This window comes from Streptomyces sp. NPDC001194 (assembly GCF_042896985.1).
Classification (GTDB): domain Bacteria; phylum Actinomycetota; class Actinomycetes; order Streptomycetales; family Streptomycetaceae; genus Streptomyces.
In genome coordinates this window covers 12,365-35,693 of sequence record NZ_JBIAXU010000025.1, presented here as the reverse complement: position 1 = coordinate 35,693, position 23,329 = coordinate 12,365, and the positions used below count along the sequence as shown (strand labels likewise).

General features: G+C 72.4%; 20 protein-coding genes and 1 pseudogene. 11 read left to right on the top strand and 10 right to left on the bottom strand.

Features of this window, described 5'->3' with window-relative positions; genetic code table 11:
- Nucleotides 1-107: 107 nt before the first annotated feature.
- From ACFY1T_RS32820 to ACFY1T_RS32805, 4 genes and pseudogenes are all read right to left on the bottom strand, one after another.
- A complete protein-coding gene (locus ACFY1T_RS32820; RefSeq protein ID WP_030857227.1) occupies nucleotides 108-1,808 on the bottom strand; it encodes a methylmalonyl-CoA mutase in 1,701 nt (566 codons plus the stop codon).
- Nucleotides 1,809-1,894: 86 nt separating this feature from the next.
- Entirely contained in the window at nucleotides 1,895-2,224 is a 330-nt protein-coding gene (locus ACFY1T_RS32815; protein WP_390791424.1) for a DUF3817 domain-containing protein, read from the bottom strand.
- Nucleotides 2,225-2,283: 59 nt separating this feature from the next.
- Nucleotides 2,284-2,790 carry a MarR family winged helix-turn-helix transcriptional regulator gene (locus ACFY1T_RS32810; protein ID WP_030857223.1) on the bottom strand — a complete coding sequence of 169 codons (507 nt, stop codon included), beginning with the start codon at nucleotides 2,788-2,790 and terminating at the stop codon, nucleotides 2,284-2,286.
- Between the two features lie 10 nt (nucleotides 2,791-2,800).
- Nucleotides 2,801-4,056, bottom strand: a pseudogene (locus tag ACFY1T_RS32805) (MFS transporter).
- Between the two features lie 94 nt (nucleotides 4,057-4,150).
- Between ACFY1T_RS32805 and ACFY1T_RS32800 the strand changes: the two are divergent.
- Both ACFY1T_RS32800 and ACFY1T_RS32795 read left to right on the top strand, forming a co-directional pair.
- Nucleotides 4,151-5,152, top strand: a complete 1,002-nt coding sequence (locus ACFY1T_RS32800; protein WP_390791423.1) for a DUF5937 family protein — start codon at nucleotides 4,151-4,153, stop codon at nucleotides 5,150-5,152.
- Between the two features lie 100 nt (nucleotides 5,153-5,252).
- Complete coding sequence (locus ACFY1T_RS32795) at nucleotides 5,253-6,284, top strand: glycoside hydrolase family 6 protein (RefSeq protein WP_390791422.1); 1,032 nt, start codon at nucleotides 5,253-5,255, stop codon at nucleotides 6,282-6,284.
- A 7-nt stretch (nucleotides 6,285-6,291) separates the two neighbouring features.
- On the opposite strand, the gene ACFY1T_RS32790 is transcribed toward ACFY1T_RS32795, so the two are convergent.
- The 4 genes from ACFY1T_RS32790 to ACFY1T_RS32775 form a co-directional block, all read right to left on the bottom strand.
- Nucleotides 6,292-8,280, bottom strand: a complete 1,989-nt coding sequence (locus ACFY1T_RS32790) for a galactose oxidase-like domain-containing protein (RefSeq protein ID WP_390791421.1) — start codon at nucleotides 8,278-8,280, stop codon at nucleotides 6,292-6,294.
- Nucleotides 8,281-8,283: 3 nt separating this feature from the next.
- Entirely contained in the window at nucleotides 8,284-10,083 is a 1,800-nt protein-coding gene (locus tag ACFY1T_RS32785) for a glycosyltransferase family 2 protein (RefSeq protein WP_390791420.1), read from the bottom strand.
- Between the two features lie 95 nt (nucleotides 10,084-10,178).
- Nucleotides 10,179-10,469 carry an MTH1187 family thiamine-binding protein gene (locus tag ACFY1T_RS32780; RefSeq protein WP_390791419.1) on the bottom strand — a complete coding sequence of 97 codons (291 nt, stop codon included), beginning with the start codon at nucleotides 10,467-10,469 and terminating at the stop codon, nucleotides 10,179-10,181.
- Nucleotides 10,466-10,816, bottom strand: coding sequence for a DUF3817 domain-containing protein (locus ACFY1T_RS32775; RefSeq protein WP_030153811.1), 351 nt, complete (start codon nucleotides 10,814-10,816; stop codon nucleotides 10,466-10,468). Before ACFY1T_RS32775 ends, ACFY1T_RS32780 begins: the two co-directional genes overlap by 4 nt.
- 172 nt (nucleotides 10,817-10,988) lie before the next feature.
- On the opposite strand from ACFY1T_RS32775, the gene ACFY1T_RS32770 reads away from it, so the two are divergent.
- The 6 genes from ACFY1T_RS32770 (at nucleotide 10,989) to ACFY1T_RS32745 (ending at nucleotide 14,518) form a co-directional block, all read left to right on the top strand.
- Complete coding sequence (locus ACFY1T_RS32770; protein WP_053689446.1) at nucleotides 10,989-11,627, top strand: AIM24 family protein; 639 nt, start codon at nucleotides 10,989-10,991, stop codon at nucleotides 11,625-11,627.
- Entirely contained in the window at nucleotides 11,627-12,277 is a 651-nt protein-coding gene (locus ACFY1T_RS32765; protein ID WP_390791418.1) for an AIM24 family protein, read from the top strand. Before ACFY1T_RS32770 ends, ACFY1T_RS32765 begins: the two co-directional genes overlap by 1 nt.
- Complete coding sequence (locus ACFY1T_RS32760; RefSeq protein ID WP_390791417.1) at nucleotides 12,274-13,104, top strand: AIM24 family protein; 831 nt, start codon at nucleotides 12,274-12,276, stop codon at nucleotides 13,102-13,104. Before ACFY1T_RS32765 ends, ACFY1T_RS32760 begins: the two co-directional genes overlap by 4 nt.
- Nucleotides 13,105-13,167: 63 nt before the next feature.
- Nucleotides 13,168-13,644 carry a MarR family winged helix-turn-helix transcriptional regulator gene (locus tag ACFY1T_RS32755; RefSeq protein ID WP_030857204.1) on the top strand — a complete coding sequence of 159 codons (477 nt, stop codon included), beginning with the start codon at nucleotides 13,168-13,170 and terminating at the stop codon, nucleotides 13,642-13,644.
- A gap of 138 nt (nucleotides 13,645-13,782) precedes the next feature.
- A complete protein-coding gene (locus ACFY1T_RS32750) occupies nucleotides 13,783-14,349 on the top strand; it encodes a PepSY domain-containing protein (protein WP_390791416.1) in 567 nt (188 codons plus the stop codon).
- Nucleotides 14,350-14,443: 94 nt separating this feature from the next.
- Entirely contained in the window at nucleotides 14,444-14,518 is a 75-nt protein-coding gene (locus tag ACFY1T_RS32745) for a 50S ribosomal protein bL37 (RefSeq protein WP_099895366.1), read from the top strand.
- A gap of 81 nt (nucleotides 14,519-14,599) precedes the next feature.
- Here ACFY1T_RS32745 and meaB read toward each other — a convergent pair whose 3' ends face one another.
- Both meaB and ACFY1T_RS32735 read right to left on the bottom strand, forming a co-directional pair.
- The gene (gene meaB, locus ACFY1T_RS32740; protein WP_390791415.1) at nucleotides 14,600-15,559 is read right to left on the bottom strand and encodes a methylmalonyl Co-A mutase-associated GTPase MeaB; all 960 of its coding nucleotides are present in this window, start codon (nucleotides 15,557-15,559) and stop codon (nucleotides 14,600-14,602) included.
- Nucleotides 15,560-15,617: 58 nt separating this feature from the next.
- Nucleotides 15,618-16,814 (bottom strand): acetyl-CoA C-acetyltransferase, encoded by a 1,197-nt coding sequence (locus tag ACFY1T_RS32735; protein ID WP_390791414.1) that lies wholly within the window; start codon nucleotides 16,812-16,814, stop codon nucleotides 15,618-15,620.
- Between the two features lie 136 nt (nucleotides 16,815-16,950).
- On the opposite strand from ACFY1T_RS32735, the gene mce reads away from it, so the two are divergent.
- The 3 genes from mce to ACFY1T_RS32720 all read left to right on the top strand — a co-directional run bounded on the left by mce (nucleotide 16,951) and on the right by ACFY1T_RS32720 (nucleotide 23,239).
- On the top strand, nucleotides 16,951-17,379 hold the full coding sequence (mce, locus tag ACFY1T_RS32730) for a methylmalonyl-CoA epimerase (protein WP_229336428.1): 429 nt from the start codon (nucleotides 16,951-16,953) through the stop codon (nucleotides 17,377-17,379).
- A 192-nt stretch (nucleotides 17,380-17,571) separates the two neighbouring features.
- A complete protein-coding gene (gene scy, locus ACFY1T_RS32725; protein WP_390791413.1) occupies nucleotides 17,572-22,107 on the top strand; it encodes a polarized growth protein Scy in 4,536 nt (1,511 codons plus the stop codon).
- Between the two features lie 193 nt (nucleotides 22,108-22,300).
- Nucleotides 22,301-23,239 carry a cellulose-binding protein gene (locus tag ACFY1T_RS32720; RefSeq protein WP_030153801.1) on the top strand — a complete coding sequence of 313 codons (939 nt, stop codon included), beginning with the start codon at nucleotides 22,301-22,303 and terminating at the stop codon, nucleotides 23,237-23,239.
- Nucleotides 23,240-23,329 lie beyond the last annotated feature (90 nt).

Sequence of the window (23,329 nt, the reverse complement as noted above, 5' to 3'; positions counted from 1 at the left end):
GCCGCGCCCGACACCCGCCCCGCCCGGCACCGCCGCGAAACGGCGAAGGCCGGTCGCCGGCACCCCGAAGGGGCGCCCGCGACCGGCCTTCCGGCGTTCGGACGGGATCAGAAGCCCGGCGGCTCCGTGTAGGTGCCCCACTCGTCCCGCAGCACGTTGCAGATCTCCCCGAGCGTGGCCTCGGCGCGGACCGCGTCCAGCATCGCCGGGATCATGTTCGACCCGTCGCGGGCGGCGGCCAGCATCGCGTCCAGCGAGGACTTCACCTTCGCGTCGTCGCGCCGCGCCTTGCGCGCCGCCAGGTGCTCGACCTGGACGCGCTCCACCTCGTGGCTGACGCGCAGGATCTCCAGGTCCCCGGTCACCGACCCGTGGTGCACGTTGACGCCGACGACCCGCTTGTCGCCCTTCTCCAGGGAGCGCTGGTACTGGAACGCCGACTCGGCGATCTCCCCGGTGAACCAGCCGTCCTCGATGCCGCGCAGGATGCCCGAGGTGATCGGCCCGATCGGGTGCTGCCCGTCCGGGTGGGCGCGCAGGCCGCGCTCCTTGATCTGGTCGAAGATCTTCTCGGCGTCGGCCTCGATGCGGTCGGTGAGCTGCTCCACGTACCAGGATCCGCCCAGCGGGTCGGCCACGTTGGCCACCCCGGTCTCCTCCATCAGCACCTGCTGCGTGCGCAGGGCGATCTCGGCCGCCTGCTCGCTCGGCAGCGCGAGGGTCTCGTCGAGGGCGTTGGTGTGCAGGGAGTTCGTGCCGCCGAGAACGGCCGCGAGGGCCTCGACGGCGGTGCGTACGACGTTGTTGTACGGCTGCTGCGCGGTCAGCGAGACGCCGGCCGTCTGGGTGTGGAAGCGCAGCCACATCGACTTCTCGCTCTGCGCCCCGTACACCTCCTTCATCCAGCGCGCCCAGATCCGGCGGGCGGCGCGGAACTTGGCGATCTCCTCGAAGAAGTCGAGGTGGGCGTCGAAGAAGAAGGAGAGGCCGGACGCGAAGTGGTCCACGTCCAGACCGCGGGACAGGCCCAGCTCCACGTACCCGAAGCCGTCGGCGAGGGTGTACGCGAGCTCCTGCGCGGCCGTCGCCCCGGCCTCGCGGATGTGGTAGCCGGAGACGGACAGCGGCTTGTACGCCGGGATGCCCTTCGCGCAGTACTCCATGAGGTCGCCGATGAGGCGCAGGTGCGGCTCCGGTTCGAAGAGCCACTCCTTCTGGGCGATGTACTCCTTGAAGATGTCCGTCTGGAGCGTGCCATTGAGGACGGCGGGGTCCACTCCCTGCCGCTCGGCGGCGACCAGGTACATGCAGAAGGCGGGCACGGCCGGGCCCGAGATCGTCATCGAGGTGGTCACGTCGCCCAGCGGGATGTCCCGGAACAGGACCTCCATGTCGGCGGCGGAGTCTATGGCGACCCCGCAGTGGCCGACCTCGCCCAGCGCGCGCGGGTCGTCGGAGTCGCGCCCCATGAGGGTCGGCATGTCGAAGGCGACGGAGAGCCCGCCGCCTCCGGCGGCCAGGATCATCTTGTAGCGCTCGTTGGTCTGCTCGGCGTTGCCGAAGCCCGCGAACTGGCGGATGGTCCAGGTCCGGCCGCGGTACCCGGTGGCGTGCAGGCCGCGGGTGTACGGGTACTCCCCCGGCCAGCCGATGCGCTCGAATCCCTCGTACGCGTCGCCGGGGCGGGGCCCGTAGACGGGTTCGACGTCATCCCCGGAGAGCGTGGTGAAATCGGCCTCGCGCTTGCGGGCCTTGTCATAGCGGGCCTGCCAGCGGCGGCGGCCCTCCTCGATGGCGTCAGCGTCCATACCCATGAATTTACTAGGACGTCCTAGTAAATGTCGATGGGAAACCCCGGAGAGTATCTCCGGGGTACCGGTACGCGGGCGGCGCTCTAGGCGCCGGCGGTGACCGGGGCGCCCTCGACGAGCGGCTCGATCTCGGCGCGGACCTTGCGCTCGACGAAGAAGGCGGCCAGCGGGATCGTGCCGGAGACCAGCACCCACAGCAGCTTCGGGAACGGCCAGCGGGCCTTGGACCCGAGGTCGAAGGCGAACACCAGGTAGATCATGAACAGCACACCGTGCACCTGCGAGACCGCGAGGGTCAGGTCGGCGCCGGTGTCGAAGCCGTACTTGAAAACCATGCAGGTGCAGAGGATCAACAGCATGACCGCGGTCAGATAGGCCATGACCCGGTAGCGGGTCAGCACGCTCTTCTTCATGCCGATGAGCCTAACCGTCCGTTTTGCTCGATCTTGACGGGGGCCCCGCGACCGCGGGCCTACTCCTCGAAGTCCGCGGCGGCGACCCGCAGCGGCCGCAGGAGGGCGAAGATCTCCTGGCATTCCTCGGCGTCGTACGCGCGGAGCCCGAAGTCGACCGCCATCAGGTCGGTCGTCGCCGCCTCGACGACCTCGCGGCCCTTGTCCGTGATGGACGCGAGCGTGCCGCGGCCGTCGTTCGGGTTCGGCCGCTTGGCCACGAGCCCCGAGCGCACCAGGCGGTCCACCGTGTTCGTCACCGACGTCGGGTGGACCATCAGCCGCTCGCCGATCTTCGACATCGGCAGCTCGCCGGCCTTGGAGAAGGTGAGCAGCACCAGCGCCTCGTACCGCGCGAAGGTCAGCCCGTACGGCTTGACCACCGCGTCGACCTCGCCGAGCAGGATCTGGTGCGCGCGCATGATCGAGGTGATGGCGGCCATCGAGGGCACGGGGCCCCAGCGGCGCTGCCAGAGCTCGTCGGCGCGGGCGATGGGATCGAAGGGGAGGCTGAGCGGCTTGGACACGCACCCGACCCTACCGGGCGGTCATTTGGCGGCGGGCCCCGTCTCATTCTTCGGTCGGCCCTCCCTCGGGCCCGCGGACCGCAGTTCGGCGAGGAGGAGCAGGACCACCACCGTGCCGACGGCGCCCGCCCCCGCGACGACCACGTGCACCGGCAGGAACTCGGCGGCCAGCCCGGCCAGGGCCATGCCGGCTCCCTGGAGGGTCATCAGCCCGGTGCTCAGCAGGGTCATCGCCCGGCCGCGCAGCCCGTCGGGGACGGCGTCGACGTACCACTGGTCGAGGCCGAGGGTGTACGCGTGCGCGAGCCCGGCGAGCAGCAGGGCGGCGAGTACGGCCACCACCGAGGGCCGGGCCGCGTACACCAGCAGCGGCAGCAGGCCGGCGGCCGCGAGCGGGGCCACGAGCCGGGAGCGGGCGCGCGGGCCGAGCACCGAGCCGGCCCACAGTTCACCCGCGATGGTGCCGACGGGCAGCGCGCACATCATCACTCCCAGGGCCGCGGTGCCGGCGCCGATGCCGTCCGCGTACGGGACGAGCAGTGCCTCGGGGGCGATGGCGAAGACGGGCGGCAGCCAGAACAGCAGGGTCAGGGCGCGCAGCCGGCGATCGCCGAGGACGGCCCGCATCCCCGCGAGCGGGGAGGTGCGACCTGCGGCGGCCCGGGCCGGCCGCGCCGCGGTGCCGAAGCGCAGCAGCAGGGCCGAACAGAGGAAGCCGGCGGCGGTCAGCGCGATGGCGGCGCGCGGGGCGAGGACGGTGAGCAGCAGCCCGCCGAGCCCGAAGCCGATGAGCTGGGCGCTCTGGGAGACCATCCGCATCAGGGAGCGGCCGAGGACGTAGACGTCGCCGGAGCCGAGGATGTCGGCGAGGGAGGCGTTGCGGGTGCCCTGGAACAGGGGCGCGACGAAGGCCATGGCGCAGCGCAGGACCAGCAGAGCGGCGACGGGGGTGCCGGGCAGGACCATCGCCGCCGCGCAGGCGGCGCAGACGAGGTCGCAGCCGACGAGGACCCGGCGGGCGGGCCTGCGGTCGGCGATCCCGGCGAGGAGGGTGCCGCCGAGGGCGTAGGGGAGGAAGCCGAGGGCGAAGGTGAGCGCGCTCATCAGCGGTGAGCCGGTGGCGCGGAACACGAGGACGGTCAGGGCGATCTCGGCGACGACGATGCCGAGGACGGACAGCAGGTGCGCGGCGAACACGGGCCGGAACTCCCGGACCCGGAAGGCGGACCGGTACCCGGCGGCGGTCTCGTTGGCGGTGGTGGACATGCGGTGAGCCTGCGGGGCTACGGTGGGGGCGGGGCAGTGATTCGGCCTCTGCCGAATCACTGCCGGATCGCCGCGCACGACCCGGAGGGGGACCTTGGCCTTTCACTTCCGCTTCGGAGCCGGGGACCTGCTGCGGTGCCGGTTCTCCGTCTCGCCGCGCTGGGAGACGCAGGAGGCGGTGCGGACCCTGCTGCGGCCGGGGCGGCAGCAGTACCACCTGCCCTGGCTGCGGGGCATCCGCGCGGCCGCCGACGGGCTGGACCTGCGGCCGCTGTGGCTGCTGATGCCGCGCGCCGGCCACAACCCGGACTTCCTGAGCCCGCCGCCGCTCGGCCCCTCCGTCACCTTCGAGGAGGAGCTGGAGCGGGTCCGGTCCGCGGCGTCCGCCGATCCGCGGGCCGTACGGGAGGACCTGCGGCGCGCCCTGGTCTGCACCCCCGGCGCCGCCGAGAGCGACCTCGGCCGGCGGATGCTCGCCGATCCGGCCCGTGCCGTGCGGGAGCTGGCCGATCTGTACGAGCAGGCCTGGGACGTGCTGATCGCCCCGCACTGGCCTCGGCTGCGGGCCCTGCTGGAGGCCGACATCCTCTTCCACTCGCGGCGGCTGGCGGCCGGCGGACTGGAGGCGCTGTTCGACGGCCTCCACCCGGACCTCCGCTGGTCCGACGGGACGCTCACCATCGACCGCCCCGCCCACCACGACCGCTGCCTGGACGGGCAGGGCCTGCTCCTGATGCCGAGCGCGTTCGTGTGGCCGGAGGTGGTCGGCGGGTACGACCCGCCCTGGCAGCCGACGCTCGTGTACCCGGCGCGCGGCATCGGCGCGCTGTGGACGGCGTCGGCGGGACCGGCCCCGCAGGCGCTCGCGCGGCTGCTGGGCCGGGGCCGGGCCGACGTGCTGTGCGCGCTCGACGAGCCGGCCTCCACCACCGCGCTGGCCCACCGCCTCGGGCTCGCCCCGGCCACGGTCTCGGCGCACCTGAAGGCCCTGCACGGCGCGGGGCTGCTGATCTCCGCCCGGCACGGCCACCGGATCCTCTACGAGCGCACCCCGCTCGCCATCGCCCTGACGACGGGCAGTGCGCCCCGGACGTAGGCAGGCCCGGTGTCGCGGAGCGGGGGTCACCGACCGTCATGCCACGATGTGCCGGTCTGCAGTTCCGACCGTCCGTGCGCCGACCCTTCGAGGAACCCGGATGCCAGGCCGCCCCCGCCCCAGATCCCTCGCCGCCGCGCTCGGCCTCGCGCTGCTGATCGCCGCTGCCCCGGGCTGCGGGAACGAGGGGTCCGCCCCGCCGCACGCGCCCGCGGAGGCGCCGCCCGAGGCCGAGGCGCGGGTCTCGCCCGGCGGGTCCCCGTACTGGGTGGACCCGGAGAGCGAGGCGGCCCGGCAGGTCGCCGCCTGGGAGGCACAGGGCCGCAACAGCGACGCCCAGCTGCTGCGCCGGATCTCGGAGCGGCCCATGGCCCTGTGGGGACCGGGTGACGACCCCGGCCCCGCGATCCGCCGGGCCGCGCGCGGCGCCAAGGCGGCGGGCCGGGTCCTGGTGCTGACCGCGTACAACATCCCGCACCGCGACTGCGGCCTGCACTCCGCGGGCGGGGCCGCGGACGCCACCGCCTACCGCAACTGGATCGGCGCCTTCGCCGACGCCGTCGGCGACGCCCGGGCCGTGGTGGTCCTGGAGCCGGACGCCGTCCCGCACATCGTGGACGGCTGCACCCGGGCCGCCCACCACGTGGAGCGCCTGCGGCTCCTGTCCGAGGCCGTCGCCCGGCTGAAGAAGAACCGGAACACCAAGGTCTACCTGGACGCCGGCAATCCGGCGTGGATCCCGGACCCGATGAAGCTCGTCGAGCCCCTCTACAGGGCCGGGCTCGGCCAGGCCGACGGCTTCTCCCTCAACGTCTCCAACTTCCAGCCCGACGCGGCCGGCCGCGCGTACGGGGCCCGTATCTCCGAGGCCGCCCACGGCAAGCACTTCGTCATCGACACCAGCCGCAACGGCGAGGGCCCGCTCTCCGGCGGCGGCCACGAGGCCTGGTGCAATCCGCCCGGCCGGGCCCTGGGGATCGCGCCGACCGACAGGACCGGCGACCCCCTCGTCGACGCGTACCTCTGGATCAAGCGGCCCGGCGAATCCGACGGCCCCTGCCGCGGCGGCCCGGCGGCCGGCCGGTGGTGGCCGGACTACGCACTGGGCCTGGCCGCCCGCGCCAGGCAGTGAGCGCGGCCTAGGGGGTCTCGTGCGCGGGAGGCCGCTTCGGCTCCGGCACCCGGATCCACTTGGCCTGCGAAGGCGTGCCGTCCGCGTCCGTCACGAAGAGCATGTACCAGCCCGGCGGTACCAGCGTGGGGTCCTTCGGCACGTCCACCGTCACCGAGCCGGCCGTCCGCGTCAGCCCGAGCTCGACCGACCGCTGCTCCACGTCCGTGGTGTGCGTGACCGCGCTCGGCCGCATCAGCCGGGCCCGCCGGATGCGTTCCGGGTGCGGGGCCGCGAAGGTGGCCCGCCCGTCCCCGCCGACCTCGGCCGGCCCGGCGCCCAGTACGGGCCGCAGCGCCGGGTCCCGGTACAGGTACGGCGGCGAGTACACCTCCAGCCGGTGCTCGAACTTGCCGAGCCGGGTGTTGTCCTTGTCCGCGAAGAGGGGGTCGGAGCCGAAGGTCGCGATCCGCCCGTCGGGCAGCAGCAGCGCCTCGGAGTGGTAGTTGCGGCCCACCGTGGGATCGGCGGCGGCGACGAAGGAGTCGGTGCGCGGGTGGTAGAACTGCGCCTTGTACACGTCGCTGGCGCCCCGGCCCCGGTAGTCGCGGGAGCCGCCGGTGGTGAACACGGAGTCGTCCGGCAGCAGCACGCTGCTCAGGTACCGGGTGCCCTGCGGCAGCCGCGCCGAGGAGCGGAAGACCGGGTCGTCCTCCTTGAGGTCCACGATCGCGGTCCGGCTCGACGACAGCTTCGACTCGCCGACCCCGCCGCCGCCCAGCACCATCACCCGCTGGTCCTGGGCCGGTGGCAGCAGCACCGAGGACGAGGTCTCCAGCCGGTCGGGGTCGGCCAGCCCCGCCACCTTCTTGAACGTGTTGTCCTTCAGGTCCCACACGCCGGGCTCGCGCCCCTTGTCGGCCGGGCCGTAGCCCGCGTTGGAGCCGGTGTAGAGCAGCTTGCCGCCCTGCATGAGGAAGAGCGCGGGGTAGGTCGGGAAGTAGCGGAAGGGGCCCCGGGTCCACTTCTTCGTCTTCGGCTCGTAGTACTCGTTGTCGCCGGGGACCACGTCCCCCACGTCGTTGAGTCCGGAGACCGCGAGCACCCTCCCGTGCTGCAGCGCCACCAGCGTCGGGTACCAGCGGGCGTCCTTCATCGGGTCGACGGGGACGTACTTCTCGGCCGCCGGGTCGAACTCGTACGCCGACTTGATGCCCTGGAAGTCCTGCTTCTCGACGCTGAGGCGCTCCGCGAGCCCGTAGACGTCGTCGGCGTCCTTCCCCTCGAGCCCGAGGATCCGGTACTGCGCGGCCTCGGTCGTCAGCCCCTCGGCGCCGGCGCGGACCGCCTCGACGAAGACCCGCGCCTCCGAGGCCACCACCTTGCTCTGCCAGGGCTTCAGCCGCCCCTTCCTCCCGTACGTGACCTCGAACTCGCGCGTGGCCTTCGCCACGGTGACGTCGAACTTCGACACGTACTCCACCCCGGACGGGGACCGGAACCGGGTGCCCTTCCTCAGCCGGACCGCCTTGTCGGGGTTCTCGTTCTTGACCCGCATCCCGCCGCCCGCGCGGGTGACCTTGCCGTCCAGCACCTCGTAGCGGGCGGTGCCGCCCGCTACCAGCAGACGCCCGTCGGGCAGTTGGCTGTGGCCCGAGCAGAAGAAGTCCTCCGGCGTCGGGATCTTCTTGAAGCTGTCGTCCTTCGGGTCCCACAGGACGGTGTCGAAGGTGCCCTGGTCGAACTTCTTCTGGTTGTTCCCGGAGCCGGCGATCAGCAGCACCTTGCCCGTGTGCAGCAGGGCCGCGTGCATCGCGTTGATCCGGTACTCCGCGGGCATCGCGACCCTTCCCCACGAGCCGTACCGGATCTTGTAGCCGGACTGTCCGATCTTGTACGAGTGGTAGCGCTCCTGCGCGAAGGAGAGCGCGGCGGGTGCGTTGAGCGCGGCCAGCGCCACGAGGGCACCGGTGCCCAGCACGGTGTTCTTGAACTGCTTCGAAGGCCGGTAGGCCATGGGTCAGTTCCCTCCCGTCGGCGTGGCGAAGGCCGGCTCCGGCTCCTCGCCCGGCCCGCGGCCGAGCCCGAGCTCCAGGGATCCGGCGGTCCGGGCGGGGGCGGCGGCCCGGCCCCGGCGCTCGCGCAGCAGGGTCCAGGCCCACACGGCCACCGGTGCGAGGGCGATCAGCAGGGCGAGCACCGCCCAGGTGCGCATCGCCGCGTGCGTGTGGCCGAGCCGGACCGAGGCGGCGAGGGAGAGGGCGAGGACGGCGGCCCAGCCGAGGTGGATCCGGAAGGTGCGCAGCCGGTCGGGGCTGGAGTCGCCGCCCTTGGGGGTGACGACGAACCCGCTCCGGGTGCGCAGCAGGGCCGCGGCGAGCGAGGCGAGGTAGACGGGGGCGCAGACGGCGGACATCGCCATGCCGGCCAGGCCGCCGGAGCCCTCGGGTTCGTGGGGGGAGACGTTGTGGCGGCGGTTCCACAGGTACAGGCCCACCTGGAGGGCGGCCGCGTCGGTGTAGAGCATCAGCCACACCTCGGAGGAGACCTGGGTGCCGGAGGCGCCGAACCACAGGAACAGGACGCAGCTGAGGACGCCGAGGAGCCAGTTGACGGCCGTCATCGGGTAGTAGACGAGCATCAGGGTGTAGTTGAGCACCCGCCCGGGCGGCATCCGGAGGATGCCTTTCCCGTACTGCCGGAAGAGGGTTTCGTACGTCCCGCGCGACCAGCGCAGCTGCTGGGTGAAGAAGTCGGTCCACGAGGCCGGGCCCTCGCCGACGGCGAGGACGTCGGGTGTGTAGACGGACCTCCAGAACCGCCCGGAGGCCGGATTGCGCCGGCGGTGCAGCTCGAATCCGGTGGCCATGTCCTCGGTGAGGGAGTCGTAGAGCCCGCCGACCTGCTTGAGGGCGCTGATCCGCACGGCGTTGTTGGTGCCGACGAACATGGGGGCGCCGTAGCGGTTGCCGGCGCGCTGGATGAGTGCGTGGAAGAGGTACTGCTGGGATTCGGCGGCCTTGGTGACGGCGCCGGTGTAGTTGCCGTACACCTGGGGGCCGACGACGAAGGCGGTGTCCGGGTCGCGGAAGTAGCCGAGCATCCGCTCCAGGAAGTTCGGCAGCGGGACGTGGTCGGTGTCGACGGAGGCGAAGAACTCGTAGTCGTCGCCGTGCGCGGCCAGCCAGGCGTTGTAGTTGCCGTGCTTGGTCCGCTCGCGGTGGGGGCCCTTGGGGGTGTTCCAGCCGGCGACGCCCTTGCGGGTGAAGTGCCGTACGCCGAGCTCCGTGCACAGGGCCCGGACCTCGGGGTCGTCGCCCTCGTCGAGCAGCCATACGTCGAGCGGGCCGTCGTGCCGCAGGGCGACCGCCCCGAGGAGGGTGGCCCGCACCATGGCGATCGGCTCTTTGCCGGGGACGTAGGTGGTGAGGAAGGCGACCTTGGTGCCGGGTTGGGGCGGCACCGGTACGGGGTCGCGGGCGACCATCGTGGCGTGGGCCACCGACAGGACGTTGACCAGCATGAAGAGCATGATCATCGCGATGGAGCAGAGCATCGCGGCGTCGAGCCGGATCAGCCAGCGCTCACCGCCCTCGCGGACGGTCCGGTGCGTGGGCCAGACGAGGTAGAGCAGCAGCCCGGCCGCGGCGACGGGAGCCAGGGCCATGAGGAGGACGGCGCGTATTCGGGTGCGGAGCTGCTCGCGCGACAGCAGGGAGCGGTAACCCACCCGGTAGGGGCCGGTGGTGTCGGCGTCCGGCTCCGCGAACGGACCGGCGAGGCGGCTGTGGGTCTCGTAGTCGAAGCCTTCCGGCCGCACGGCCCCTCCAGTGCTCGAAGCCCAGGGTTATATCACCACAAAAGGTGACAAACCCTGGGCGTGTCGAACGGGGCTCGGCCGAACGGGGGGCCGGACTAGGCCAGGTGGCGCTCCACCGTCTCCACCTTGGACGTCAGGCCGTCGACCACTCCGGGGCGGATGTCGGCCTTGAGGACCAGGGAGACCCGCGGCGCCCGCTCCTCCACGGCCGCCACCGCGCGCTTGACCACGTCCATCACCTCGTCCCACTCCCCCTCGACCGAGGTGAACATGGCGTCCGTGCGGTTCGGCAGTCCCGACTCCCTGACGACGCGCACCGCGTCGGCCACGTACTCGCCGACCTCTTCACCGACCTCCAGCGGGGTCACCGAGAACGCGACGATCACGCTGCGTTCGCCGCCTCGCGCCGGGCGCGGGCCGCCATGACGCTGTCGGCCTCCTCGCGCTTGAGGAGCTTGTCGCCGTAGAGGCCGCCGAAGGGCAGCAGCGCCAGCAGGAAGAACAGGGCGACCTTCTTGACCGGCCACTTCGCCTTGTTCCACACGTCCAGCAGGAAGACCGCGTAGATGACGAACAGGATCCCGTGCAGGATGCCGAGCGGCATCATCAGGTAGTCGATGTCGGAGATGCGGCTCAGCACCGATCCGAAGATCAGCAGGGCCGGGAACGACAGCGCCTCCGGTACGGAGATGAGGCGCAGCCGGTGCAGGGCGGAAGCGGTCTTGATGTCCACGATGAACCTTCGGGGTGGTGGCCGGGGGTCCGTTCCAGTCTCTCAGCCGCCCTGCCCGATCTTGCGGCGGGGCCGCCGCGGGGCCGCGTCCCGAGTGTGCGGGATGCCGCGGTCGCCGGATATCGGCCACCGGGCCCTGTTCGCCTCCGCCCGCTGCCGATAACGTCATCCCGTGGCTCAGTTCCGACTCCAAGGCAGCAAGGTGCTCGCCGTCGACCTGACCGGGGATGCCGTGAAAGCGAAGAACGGCTCCATGGTCGCGTACGACGGTCAGATGGCCTTCAAGAAGATGACCGGCGGCGGCGAAGGCCTCCGGGGCATGGTGACCCGTCGACTGACGGGTGAGCAGATGACCGTGATGGAAGTGCAGGGGCACGGCACCTGCTTCTTCGCCGACCGCGCGAGCGAGATCAACCTGGTCAACCTGCGCGGTGAGAAGCTCTACGTCGAGTCCAGCAACCTGCTGTGCACCGACGCCGGCCTGCGCACCGGCACCACCTTCACCGGCCTGCGCGGCGGGGCGACGGGCAACGGCCTGTTCACCACCACCGTCGAGGGCTCGGGGCAGGCGGCGATCATGTCCGACGGCCCGGCGGTGGTGCTGCGCGTCAGCGCCCAGTACCCGCTCTCCGTCGACCCGGGGGCGTACATCGCGCACACCGGGAACCTCCAGCAGTCCTTCCAGTCGGGGATCAACTTCCGGACCCTGATCGGAGAGGGCTCGGGCGAGGCCTTCCAGATCCGCTTCGAGGGCGAGGGCCTGGTCTACGTGCAGCCCAGCGAGCGCAACACCATCGGGGGCGACATCTGATGCCGTTCCGCGAGATCAACTCGAAGATGGTCGAGGCCCAGGTGGTCCCGGGGCAGAGGATGTTCAGCCAGCGCGGCGCGATGCTCGCGTACCGCGGCGACGTCTCCTTCACCCCGAGCCTGACCGGCGGTCAGGGCGGGGTGATGGGCATGATCGGGCGCCGCGTGGCGAACGAGCAGACTCCGCTGATGGCGGTCGAGGGCAGCGGCACCGTGATGTTCGGCCACGGCGGCCACCACATCCAGGTGATCAACCTGACCGGCGAGACCCTGTACGTCGAGGCCGACCGGCTGCTCGCCTTCGACGGCACGCTCCAGCAGGGCACCATGTTCATGGGCTCGCAGGGCGGCGTCATGGGCATGGTCCGCGGTCAGGTGACCGGCCAGGGCCTGTTCACCACCACCCTCAAGGGGCACGGCTCCGTCGCCGTCATGGCCCACGGCGGGGTCATCGAGCTGCCCATCACCCCGAACCGGCCGGTCCACGTCGACCCGCAGGCGTACGTGGCCCACCACGGGGACGTCAGGAACAAGCTCTCCACCGCGCTCGGCTGGCGGGACATGGTGGGGCGCGGCTCGGGCGAGGCCTTCCAGCTGGAGCTGTCGGGACAGGGAGCGGTGTACGTGCAGGCCTCGGAGGAGAAGCTGTGAACTTTGGTCCTGTCATCGGCGGGCCCGGCGGCCCGACGGTCTTCGACCCGCACACCCTGCCCTCCGACGACAACGTGAACGCCTACACCTTCTGCGTGGAGCTCAAAGGGAGCCAGTGGTTCCTGCAGAAGGGCAAGATGATCGCCTATTACGGGCGCATGGAGTTCAACGGCGTCGGCAACGGCCGCTTCGACCGGCTGCTGCGCACCAGCTTCCACTCGCCGATGCACGCCGCCGACTGGGTGGTGGCCGAGGGCCAGGGCAAGATGCTCCTGGCCGACCGGGCATTCGACGTGAACTCGTACGACCTGGACAATGGAAACCTGACGATCCGGTCGGGCAACCTGCTGGCCTACCAGCCCACGCTCGCCCTGAAGCAGTCGATCGTGCCGGGTTTCCTGACCCTGATCGGAACGGGGAAGTTCGTGGCGGCGTCCAACGGACCGGTGGTGTTCATGGAGCCGCCGCTGCGCGTGGACCCGCAGGCGCTGGTGGGCTGGGCGGACTGCCCGTCCCCCTGCCACCACTACGACCACGGCTACATGTCGGGCGTCCTCGGCGGCCTGCGGTCGCTGACCGGCATCGGCGGCAGCTCGGGCGAGGAGCACCAGTTCGAGTTCGTCGGGGCCGGGACGGTGCTGCTGCAGTCCTCGGAGATGCTGATGGCGGAGCAGGCGATCGGTGCCGTCGGGGCCGGCGCGGAGTCGGCGGGCGTGCCCGGGGCCGGGTACGGCGGCGGCCACGGGCAGCAGGGTCCGCTGGGGCAGCTGGGCGTGCCGCGGATGCCGGGGCAGCTGGGCGATCTCCAGCGGCGCCTGGGACTCTGACATATTCCACCTCCCTTTTTGTACGTAATTCAACTTCTTAGGTAGAGTTCATTCATGGAGACCATGGAGACCGAGACGGCCACACGCTGGCTGACCGAGGCCGAGCAGTGCACCTGGCGCACCCATCTGGACGTCAGCAGGCTGCTGATGCACCAGCTGGAAAAGGATCTCCAGCCCTTCGGACTCACCAACAACGACTACGAGATCCTCGTGAACCTCTCGGAGTCGCAGGACCACCGGATGCGGATGAGCGATCTCGCGACGTCGACGCTCCAGTCCAAGAGCCGGCTGTCCCACCAGATCACCCGCATGGAGACGGCGGGCCTGGTCGTCCGGGTGAACTGCGAGTCCGACCGCCGGGGCCTGTACGCCGTCCTGACCGACGAGGGCATGGAGCTCATGCGGAAGGTCGCCCCGCACCACGTGGCGTCCGTCCGCCGGCACTTCATCGACCTGCTGCCGCCGGAGGCCCTGGCGGCGCTGCGCGCCTCGCTGGAGCCGGTCGCGGCGCACCTGCGGGACGAACGCGGCATGGCCTGACGGCGGCCCGGTACCGCGCGGACGGCGCCCATCCGGGGTGCCGTCCCCGGCGGCGGCCCCGAGAATGAGGGGTAACGCTCGCTCGCCGGCCGCCCGCCGAGCAACCGTAAGCGCATGGCCGGCCAGAGGAGGTCAGCCATGCACCGCAAGCACAAGGCCTGCGTCGCGACGGCCGCGGCCGTCGTCCTGATCACCGGGGGCCCGGCGGCGGCCGCCGCCGCCGCGCACACCGCCGACACGGCGAGATCCGCCCCCGCGGCCGCCCCGGTCCGCGCCGACGTGGACGCCGCGGGCGCCGCCGCCGCGGCGCTGAAGAAGTACCCCGGCGTCGTGGAGTCCCTCGACAGGGACGGCGCCGTCTGGCACGTCGACGTCATCGGCAAGAACGGCAAGCACGCGGAACTGACGGTCGACACCCGCAGCGGCAAGGTGTTCACCGAGAACGCCGACAGCGATGACGACGGCGACGGCGGGAACAAGGCGCTGGTCGGCGCGAAGGTCACCGCCCAGAAGGCGATGAAGGCGGCCGTGGCCGCCCATTCCGGCCAGGTCCGGTCCGTGGAATGGGACGACGATGACGACAACGGCTCCCGCTACTGGAACGTGGAGATCCAGTCCGGGAACAAGACCACCAACGTCCACGTCGACGCCACGTCGGGCAAGGCGACGGTGTCCGGATCGGACTCCGACGACGACGGCAACTGAAACGCGCCGGTCCACCGGTTCCCGTGCGGACCCGATCGGGCGCCCCTAGACTGGCGAACGCCCGGATTACCCCGATCTTCGAGGGAGTGGCGTCATGGCCAAGCGCGGCAACAAGAAGCGAGCACGCAAGAAGAAGAAGGCGAACCACGGCAAGCGTCCCAACGCCTGACCGGTCCGTTCCCCGGACGTACGAGAGCCGCGCCCCCGAAGACCGGGGCGCGGCTCTCGCGTGCGTACGCCGTACGGCCGCTCAGGACTCCGTCAGCGTCGCCAGGAGCGTGTCCGCGGCCGCGTAGGGGTCCATCTCGCCGGCCGCGACCCGGGCCGCGAGGGCGTCGAGGTGCGCGTCCCCGCGCACGTCGGCCATCCGGGCCCGCAGGGTCGTCACCGCGATGGTCTCCACCTCGCGCGCGGCCCGGGACGTACGGCGCTCGGCCAGCACCCCGCGCTCGTCCATCCACGCCCGGTGCTTCTCCAGGGCCTCGACCAGCTCGTCGATGCCCTGGCCGCGCGCCGCGACCGTCTTGACGATCGGCGGCCGCCAGTCGCCCGCGCCCCGGGACTCCCCGAGGCCCAGCATGTGGTTCAGCTCCCGGGCGGTGGCGTCGGCGCCGTCCCGGTCCGCCTTGTTCACCACGTACACGTCGCCGATCTCCAGGATGCCCGCCTTGGCGGCCTGGATCCCGTCGCCCATCCCGGGCGCCAGGAGCACCACCGAGGTGTCGGCCTGCGAGGCGATCTCCACCTCCGACTGTCCGACCCCGACCGTCTCGACCAGGATCACCTCGCAGCCCGCCGCGTCCAGCACCCGGATCGCCTGCGGGGCGGCCCAGGCGAGACCGCCCAGGTGGCCGCGGGTGGCCATGGAGCGGATGTAGACCCCCGGGTCGGAGGCGTGGTCCGACATCCGGACCCGGTCCCCGAGCAGCGCACCGCCGGAGAACGGCGAGGACGGGTCGACGGCGAGGACGCCGACCCGCTTGCCCGCCTTGCGGTACGCGGAGACCAGCGCCGAGGTCGACGTGGACTTGCCGACGCCCGGGGAGCCGGTCAGGCCCACCACGTACGCCCCGCCCGTCAGCGGGGCCAGGGCCGCCATCACCTCGCGCAGCTGCGGGGACGCCCCCTCGACCAGCGAGATCAGCCGGGCCACCGCTCTCGGCCTGCCCTCACGCGCCTGGGCCACCAGCTGGGGGACGTCCACCGTCATACGTGCTGCGCTCCTCGGTTCGGGTAGGGATCAAGAACTGCTTCTTCGGACTGCCGCCTTACGGCACGCGGACGATCAGGGCGTCGCCCTGGCCGCCGCCGCCGCACAGCGCGGCCGCGCCGACCCCGCCGCCCCGGCGCTTGAGCTCCAGCGCGAGGTGCAGCACCACGCGGGCGCCGGACATGCCGATCGGGTGGCCCAGGGCGATGGCGCCACCGTTGACGTTCACCCTTTCCGGGGTGACGCCGAGGTCCTTCATTGACTGCACGGCGACCGCCGCGAAGGCCTCGTTGATCTCGATGAGGTCCAGGTCGGAGACCTGGAGGCCCTCCTTCTCCAGGGCGTGCAGGATCGCGTTCGACGGCTGCGACTGCAGCGAGTTGTCGGGACCGGCCACATTGCCGTGGGCGCCGATCTCGGCGATCCACTCCAGACCCAGCTCCTCGGCCTTCGCCTTGCTCATCACGACCACCGCGGCGGCGCCGTCGGAGATCTGCGAGGAGGTGCCGGCCGTGATCGTGCCGTCCTTCGCGAACGCGGGGCGCAGCTTGCCGAGGGACTCGACCGTGGTCTCCGGGCGGATGCCCTCGTCCTGGGAGAAGAGGACCGGGTCGCCCTTGCGCTGCGGGATCTCGACCGGGGTGATCTCGGCGTCGAAGACGCCGTTCTTCTGCGCGGCGGCGGCCCGCTGGTGCGAGGTGGCGGCGAACTCGTCCTGCGGGGCCCGCTCGATGCCCAGGCGGGCGTTGTGCTTCTCCGTGGACTCGCCCATCGCGATGTTCTCGAAGGCGTCGGTGAGGCCGTCGTAGGCCATCGCGTCCAGCATTTCGATCGCGCCGTACTTGAAGCCCTCTCGAGACTTCGGCAGCAGGTGCGGGGCGTTGGTCATGGACTCCTGGCCGCCCGCGACCACGATGTCGAACTCGCCCGCGCGGATGAGCTGGTCGGCCAGCGCGATCGCGTCGAGGCCCGAGAGGCACACCTTGTTGATCGTGAGCGCCGGGACGTTCATGGGGATGCCGCCCTTGACCGCCGCCTGGCGGGCCGGGATCTGGCCCGCACCGGCCTGCAGCACCTGGCCCATGATCACGTATTGCACCTGGTCGCCGGCGATGCCCGCCCGCTCCAGGGCGGACTTGATGGCGAACCCGCCGAGGTCGGCGCCCGAGAAGGACTTCAGCGAGCCGAGCAGCCGCCCCATGGGGGTGCGGGCCCCGGCGACGATCACTGACGTGGTGTTGTTCGTTCCGGACATGGAGCACAGCCCCTTGAAGATGAGGGTGAACGAGGGTTTACATGAATGTACTGAGCAGTACCCGCGCCGTCACCGGCCAGTCGGTGTGATCGCTGGCACGTTGCGTGACCGCCCTCCGCAGCGGTGCACTGGTCCCATGCTGACAAGAATCGACCACATCGGGATCGCCTGCTTCGACCTGGACAAGACTGTCGAGTTCTACCGTGCCACGTACGGCTTCGAGGTGTTCCACACCGAGGTCAACGAGGAGCAGGGGGTGCGCGAGGCCATGCTCAAGATCAACGAGACCTCCGACGGCGGGGCCTCCTACCTCCAGCTCCTCGAACCCACCCGGGAGGACTCCGCGGTGGGCAAGTGGCTGGCGAAGAACGGCGAGGGCGTGCACCACATCGCCTTCGGCACCGAGGACGTCCAGGGCGACTCGGAGGCCATCCGCGGCAAGGGCGTCAGGGTCCTCTACGACCAGCCCCGCACGGGCTCCATGGGCTCCTCGATCACCTTCCTGCACCCCAAGGACTGCCACGGAGTCCTCACCGAACTGGTCACCTCGAACCCCGACCACTGACGGACCACTGATGGCCCGATTCCCCGGCCGGTAGAGTGGCCATGGCTCGGCCGGGGTTCGGTGCGGAGACGGGGTCGGGGCCTGTGACCCCTGCCCCGGTATCTGACACCATTCCCCGGGGGCGTCGTTCAGCGGGCGAGCGATGCTCAATTGGGAGTGAGCTTGCGACCAGGGGACGGATGGGACCGCGCTGTGCGGGGCTACGAAAGCCAGGAGAGCCATCAGGCTGAAGCCGACCATCTCTCGCGCTTCGAAGCCGAGATGGAGCGGCTGAAGAAGGAGCGCGGGAAGGCCGTCCAGCACGCCGAAGACCTCGGCTACCAAGTCGAAGTGCTGCGCGCCAAGCTCCACGAGGTGCGCCGCAATCTGGCGTCCCGCCCCGCCTACGACGGCGCGGACATGGGCTACCAGGCGGAGCAGCTGCTCCGCAATGCCCAGATCCAGGCCGACCAGATGCGCTCGGACGCCGAGCGCGAACTGCGCGATGCCCGGGCGCAGACCCAGCGCATCCTCCAGGAGCACGCCGAGCACCAGGCGCGCCTGCAGGCCGAGCTGCACGCCGAGGCCGTCAACCGCCGCCAGCGCCTGGACCAGGAGCTCAACGAGCGCCGCCAGACGGTCGAGGCGCACGTCAACGAGAACGTGGCCTGGGCCGAGCAGCTGCGCGCCCGTACGGAGTCCCAGGCCCGCCGGCTCATGGACGAGTCGCGCGCCGAGGCCGAGCAGTCCCTGAACGCGGCCCGCGCCGAGGCAGCCCGCATCGCCGAGGAGACCCGCCGCCGGCTGACCGCCGACGCCGAGGCCGCCCGTACGGAGACCGAGGCGACCCTGCTGCGCGCCCGCAAGGAGGCCGAGCGGCTGCTGACCGCCGCCTCCGCGCAGGCCCAGGAGGCCACCGAGCACGCCGAGCGGCTGCGCACGAGCAGCAGCGCCGAGGCCGAGCAGACCCGGCAGCAGACCCTCGACCTCGGCCGGGTGGCCGAGCAGCGGGTCCAGGAGGCCGACGGCGCCCTGCGCAGCGCGCGCTCCGAGGCCGAGAAGCTGCTCGCGGACGCCAAGGAGAGCGCCGCCCGGCAGCTCGCCTCGGCGGAGTCGGTGAACGAGCAGCGCACCCGCACCGCCAAGGAGCAGGTGGCCCGGCTGGTCGGCGAGGCCACCAAGGAGGCCGAGGTCCTCAAGGCCGAGGCCGAGCAGACCCTCGCCGACGCCCGCGCCGGCGTGGAGCGGCTGCGCGCCGAGGCCGCGGAGCAGGCCCGCGCGGCGGCGGCCGAGGACACGGCCGCCCAGCTGGCGAAGGCGGCCCGCACCGCGGAAGACGTACTGAACAAGGCCTCGGAGGACGCCCGGGCCACCACCCGCGCCGCCTCCGAGGAGGCCGAGCGGATCCGCCGCGAGGCCGAGTCGGAGTCGGAGCGGCTGCGCGCCCAGGCGGCGGCCACGGCCGACGAGCTCAAGGGCGCGGCGAAGGACGACACCGAGGAGTACCGGGCCCGCACCGTCGAGCTCCAGGAGGAGGCCCGGCGGCTGCGCGGCGAGGCCGAGCAGCTGCGCGCGGAGGCCGTCGCCGAGGGCGAGCGGATCCGCGGCGAGGCGCGCCGCGAGGCCGTCCAGCAGATCGAGGAGGCGGCCCGGACCGCCGAGGAGCTCCTGGGCAAGGCCAAGTCGGACGCGGACGAGCTGCGCGGCGGCGCGAGCGCCGAGAGCGAGCGGGTCCGCGCCGAGGCCGTCGAGCGGGCCACGACCTTGCGCAGGCAGGCCGAGGAGACGCTGGAGCGGACCCGCGCCGAGGCGGAGCGGCTGCGCGACGAGGCCGAGGAGCAGGCGGAGTCCGTACGGGCCGAGGCCGACGCGGCGGCCCGTACGCGGCGCGAGGAGACCGAGCGGGCCCTCGCGGCGAAGCGGGCGGAGGCCGACGAGGAGCTCGTACGCCTGCACACGGAGGCCGAGGGCCGGCTGGCCACGGCCGAGCAGACGCTGCGCGACGCCCGCGGGGCGGCGGAGAACATCCGCCGGGAGACCTCGGAGGAGGCCGACCGGCTGCGCGCCGAGTCGGCGGAGCGGATCCGCACCCTCCAGGCGCAGTCGGAGGCGGAGGCCGACCAGCTGCGCACGGACGCCGCGGACGACGCCGGCCGCACCCGCGCGGAGGCCGAGCAGGTCGCCGTACGGCTGCGCAGCGAGGCGGAGTCCGAGGCGGAGCGGGTGCGCACGGAGGCGCAGGAGACCGCGAACCGGCTGCGCACGGAGGCGAAGGCCGCCGCCGAGCGGGTCGCCGCGGAGGCCGCCGAGGCGCTGGCCGCCGCGCAGGAGGAGGCCGCCCGGCGCCGCCGGGAGGCCGAGGAGACGCTCGCGTCGGCGCGTACGGACGCGGACAGCGAGCGGGCCCAGGCCCGCGAGCAGAGCGAGGAGCTGCTGGCCTCGGCCCGCAAGCGCTCCGAGGAGGCGCAGGCCGAGGCGGCCCGTCTGACCGAGGAGGCGGAGCGGCGCGCCGCGGAGCTGGTTTCGGCCGCGGAGGCCACGGCCCAGCAGGTGCGGGACGCCGTCGCCGGTCTGCACGAGCAGGCCGACGAGGAGATCGCAGGGCTGCGCAGCGCCGCCGAGCACGCGGCGGAGCGTACGAAGGCGGAGGCCGAGGAGGAGGCCGCGCGGGTCCGCACGGACGCCTACGACGAGCGCGAGCGGGCCACCGAGGACGCCAACCGGATCCGCACCGAGGCGCGGGCCGAGACGGACGCGGCGAAGGCGCTGGCCGAGCGTACGGTCGGCGACGCGATCGCCGAGGCGGAGCAGCTGCGCAGCGACACCGCCGAGTACGCGCAGCGCCTGCGTACGGAGGCGACGGACGCACTGGCCGCGGCCGAGCGCGACGCGGCCCGCACCCGGGCCGACGCCCGGGACGACGCGAACCGGATCCGCGGCGAGGCGGCGGAGGCCCTGGAGTCCTCGCGCGCCGAGGGCGGCCGGATCGTCGCGGAGGCGACGGCGGAGGCGAAGCGGCTCACCGACGAGACCGAGGCCGCGAACGCGGTCACGATCGGCGAGGCGGCTGCGGAGGCCGAACGGCTCACCGCCGAGGCGGCCCTGGCGGCCGACGCCACCCGCGCCGAGGCGGCGGACACCCTGGACGAGGCCCGCTCCGAGGCCAACCGGCTGCGTACGGAGGCCGCCGAGCAGGCGGACCGGCTCATCACCGAGGCCGCGTCCGAGGCGGACCGGCTCACCGAGGAGACGCGCGCCGCGAACGAGAGCGCGGTCGGCGAGGCGACGGCGAAGGCAGAGCGGCTCACCCGCCAGGCGTCCGACACGCTGGCCGCGGCCGAGCGGGACGCGGCGCGGGTCCTGGTCGACGCCCGCAACGAGGGCGACCGGCTGGTCGACGAGACGCGCGCGGCCAACGAGGCCACGGTCGGCGAGGCCGCGGCCGAGGCCGAGCGGCTGCGTGCCGAGGCGGCGCGGACCCTGGACGACGCCCGTGCGGAGGGCGGCCGGATCATCGGCGAGGCCACCGCGGAGGCCGACCGGGTCACGGTCGCGGCGAACGAGACGCTGGCGAGCGCCGAGCGGGAGTCGGAGCAGACGCTCGACGACGCGCGCGCGGAGGCGAACCGGCTGCGCAGCGAGGCGGCCGAACAGGCGGATCGGCTCATCACGGAGGCGGCGTCCGAGGCGGACAAGCTCACCGAGCAGACCCGCAAGGACAACGAGCGCACGGTCGGCGAGGCGCAGTCCGAGGCCGAACGGCTGCGGGCGGAGGCCTCGGAGGCCCTGGCCTCGGCGCAGGAGCACGCGACCCGCACCCGCTCGGAGGCCGAGCGGGTCAAGGCCGAGGCGGCGACGGCTGCGGAGCGCACCCGTACGGAGGCCCGCACCGAGTCCGAGCGGCTGCTGGACGAGGCCCGCGAAGCCGCCAACAAGCGGCGCAGCGAGGCCGCGGAGCAGGTGGACCGGCTCATCACCGAGGCGGCGGCCGAGGCGGACAAGCTCACGAACGACGCGCAGGCGCAGGCCCTGGCGGCCACGACGGCGGCCGAGGAGCAGGCCGACGCGATGGTCGACGCGGCCCGCAAGGAGGCCGCGCGGATCTCCTCGGAGGCGACCGTCGAGGGCAACTCCCTGGTGGAGAAGGCCCGTACGGACGCGGACGAGCTGCTGGTCGGTGCGCGCACGGACGCGGCCGCCATAAGGGAGCGGGCGGAGGAGCTGCGCTCCCGCGTCGAGGGCGAGGTCGAGGAGCTGCACGAGCGGGCCCGCCGCGAGTCCGCCGAGCAGATGAAGTCGGCCGGCGAGCGCGTGGACAAGCTGGTGCGGGCGGCGACCGAGCAGAGCGTCGAGGCCGAGGCGAAGGCCAAGGCGCTGGTGTCGGACGCGAGCAGCGAGGCGAGCAAGGTCCGCATCGCCGCGGTGCGCAAGGCCGAGGCGCTGCTCAAGGAGGCCGAGCAGAAGAAGGCCGAGCTGTCCCGGGAGGCCGAGAAGGCCCTCGCGGAGGCGAATGCGGAGGCCGAGCGGCTGGTCGACGAGGGGCGCCGTGAGCTGGAAGTCCTGGTGCGCAGGCGCGAGGACATTCAGGCGGAGATCTCCCGTGTCCAGGACGTTCTTGAGGCGTTGGAATCATTCGAGGCGCCTTCGGGCGGCGGAAAGCCGGCGGTCGGCGGTCAGGGCGCGGGGGGCGTGAAGGCCGGAGCCTCAGCCGGTTCCACCCGTTCGGGTGGGAAGGCGTCGGAGGGCTAGCAATCGATCGGGATGTGTGTTCCTGATGAAGGTTCAGGCGGACGAGTGACAAGCATTCTGTCGCCTTGCCACTCAAAAGGGGTGTCATTGTCCAGATCAAACGCGGATTGACTCGATGACACGCCGCTCGGGCGCCTAGGATTCCCCTAACACCTCACGTAGCACCTCATCGGTCTCATTCGACAGGAACCCCATGAGCGACACTTCCTCCCCCTTCGGCTTCGAGCTCGTGCGGCGTGGTTACGACCGCGGTCAGGTGGACGACCGCATTACCAAGCTGGTCTCCGACCGCGACAGCGCCCTTGGACGTATCAACTCTCTGGAAAAGCGGATCGAGGAGCTGCACCTCGAGACGCAGAACGCCCAGGCCCAGGTGAGCGACGCCGAGCCGTCGTACGCCGGCCTCGGCGCCCGGGTCGAGAAGATCCTGCGCCTGGCCGAGGAGGAGGCGAAGGACCTGCGCGAGGAGGCCCGTCGCGCGGCCGAGCAGCACCGCGAGCTCGCCGAGTCGGCTGCCCAGCAGGTGCGCAACGACGCCGAGTCGTTCGCCGCCGACCGCAAGTCGAAGGCGGAGGACGAGGGCGTCCGCATCGTCGAGAAGGCCAAGGGCGACGCCTCCACCCTGCGCGCCGAGGCCCAGAAGGACGCCGCCTCCAAGCGCGAGGAGGCCGACGCCCTGTTCGAGGAGACCCGCGCCAAGGCCGCCCAGGCCGCCGCGGACTTCGAGACGAACCTCGCCAAGCGCCGCGAGCAGTCCGAGCGCGACCTGGCCTCGCGTCAGGCCAAGGCCGAGAAGCGCCTCGCGGAGATCGAGCACCGCGCCGAGCAGCTGCGCCTGGAGGCCGAGAAGCTCCGTACCGACGCCGAGCGCCGCGCCCGCCAGACGGTGGAGACCGCGCAGCGCCAGGCCGAGGACATCGTCGCCGACGCCAACGCGAAGGCGGACCGCATCCGCAGCGAGTCCGAGCGCGAGCTGGCGGCGCTCACCAACCGCCGCGACTCGATCAACGCCCAGCTCACCAACGTCCGCGAGATGCTGGCCACGCTGACCGGTGCGGCCGTCGCGGCGGCCAACCCGATCGTCGACGACGAGCCGGTCACCCGCGGCGTTCCGGCGCAGCAGAGCCGCTAGTACGCGCGGTAGCACGCACGGCAGTTCACCGGCGGTCGACCGGTCGGACGGCCTGCGTCTACCGGCCCGTGGACGAACGTCCTGCCCGAG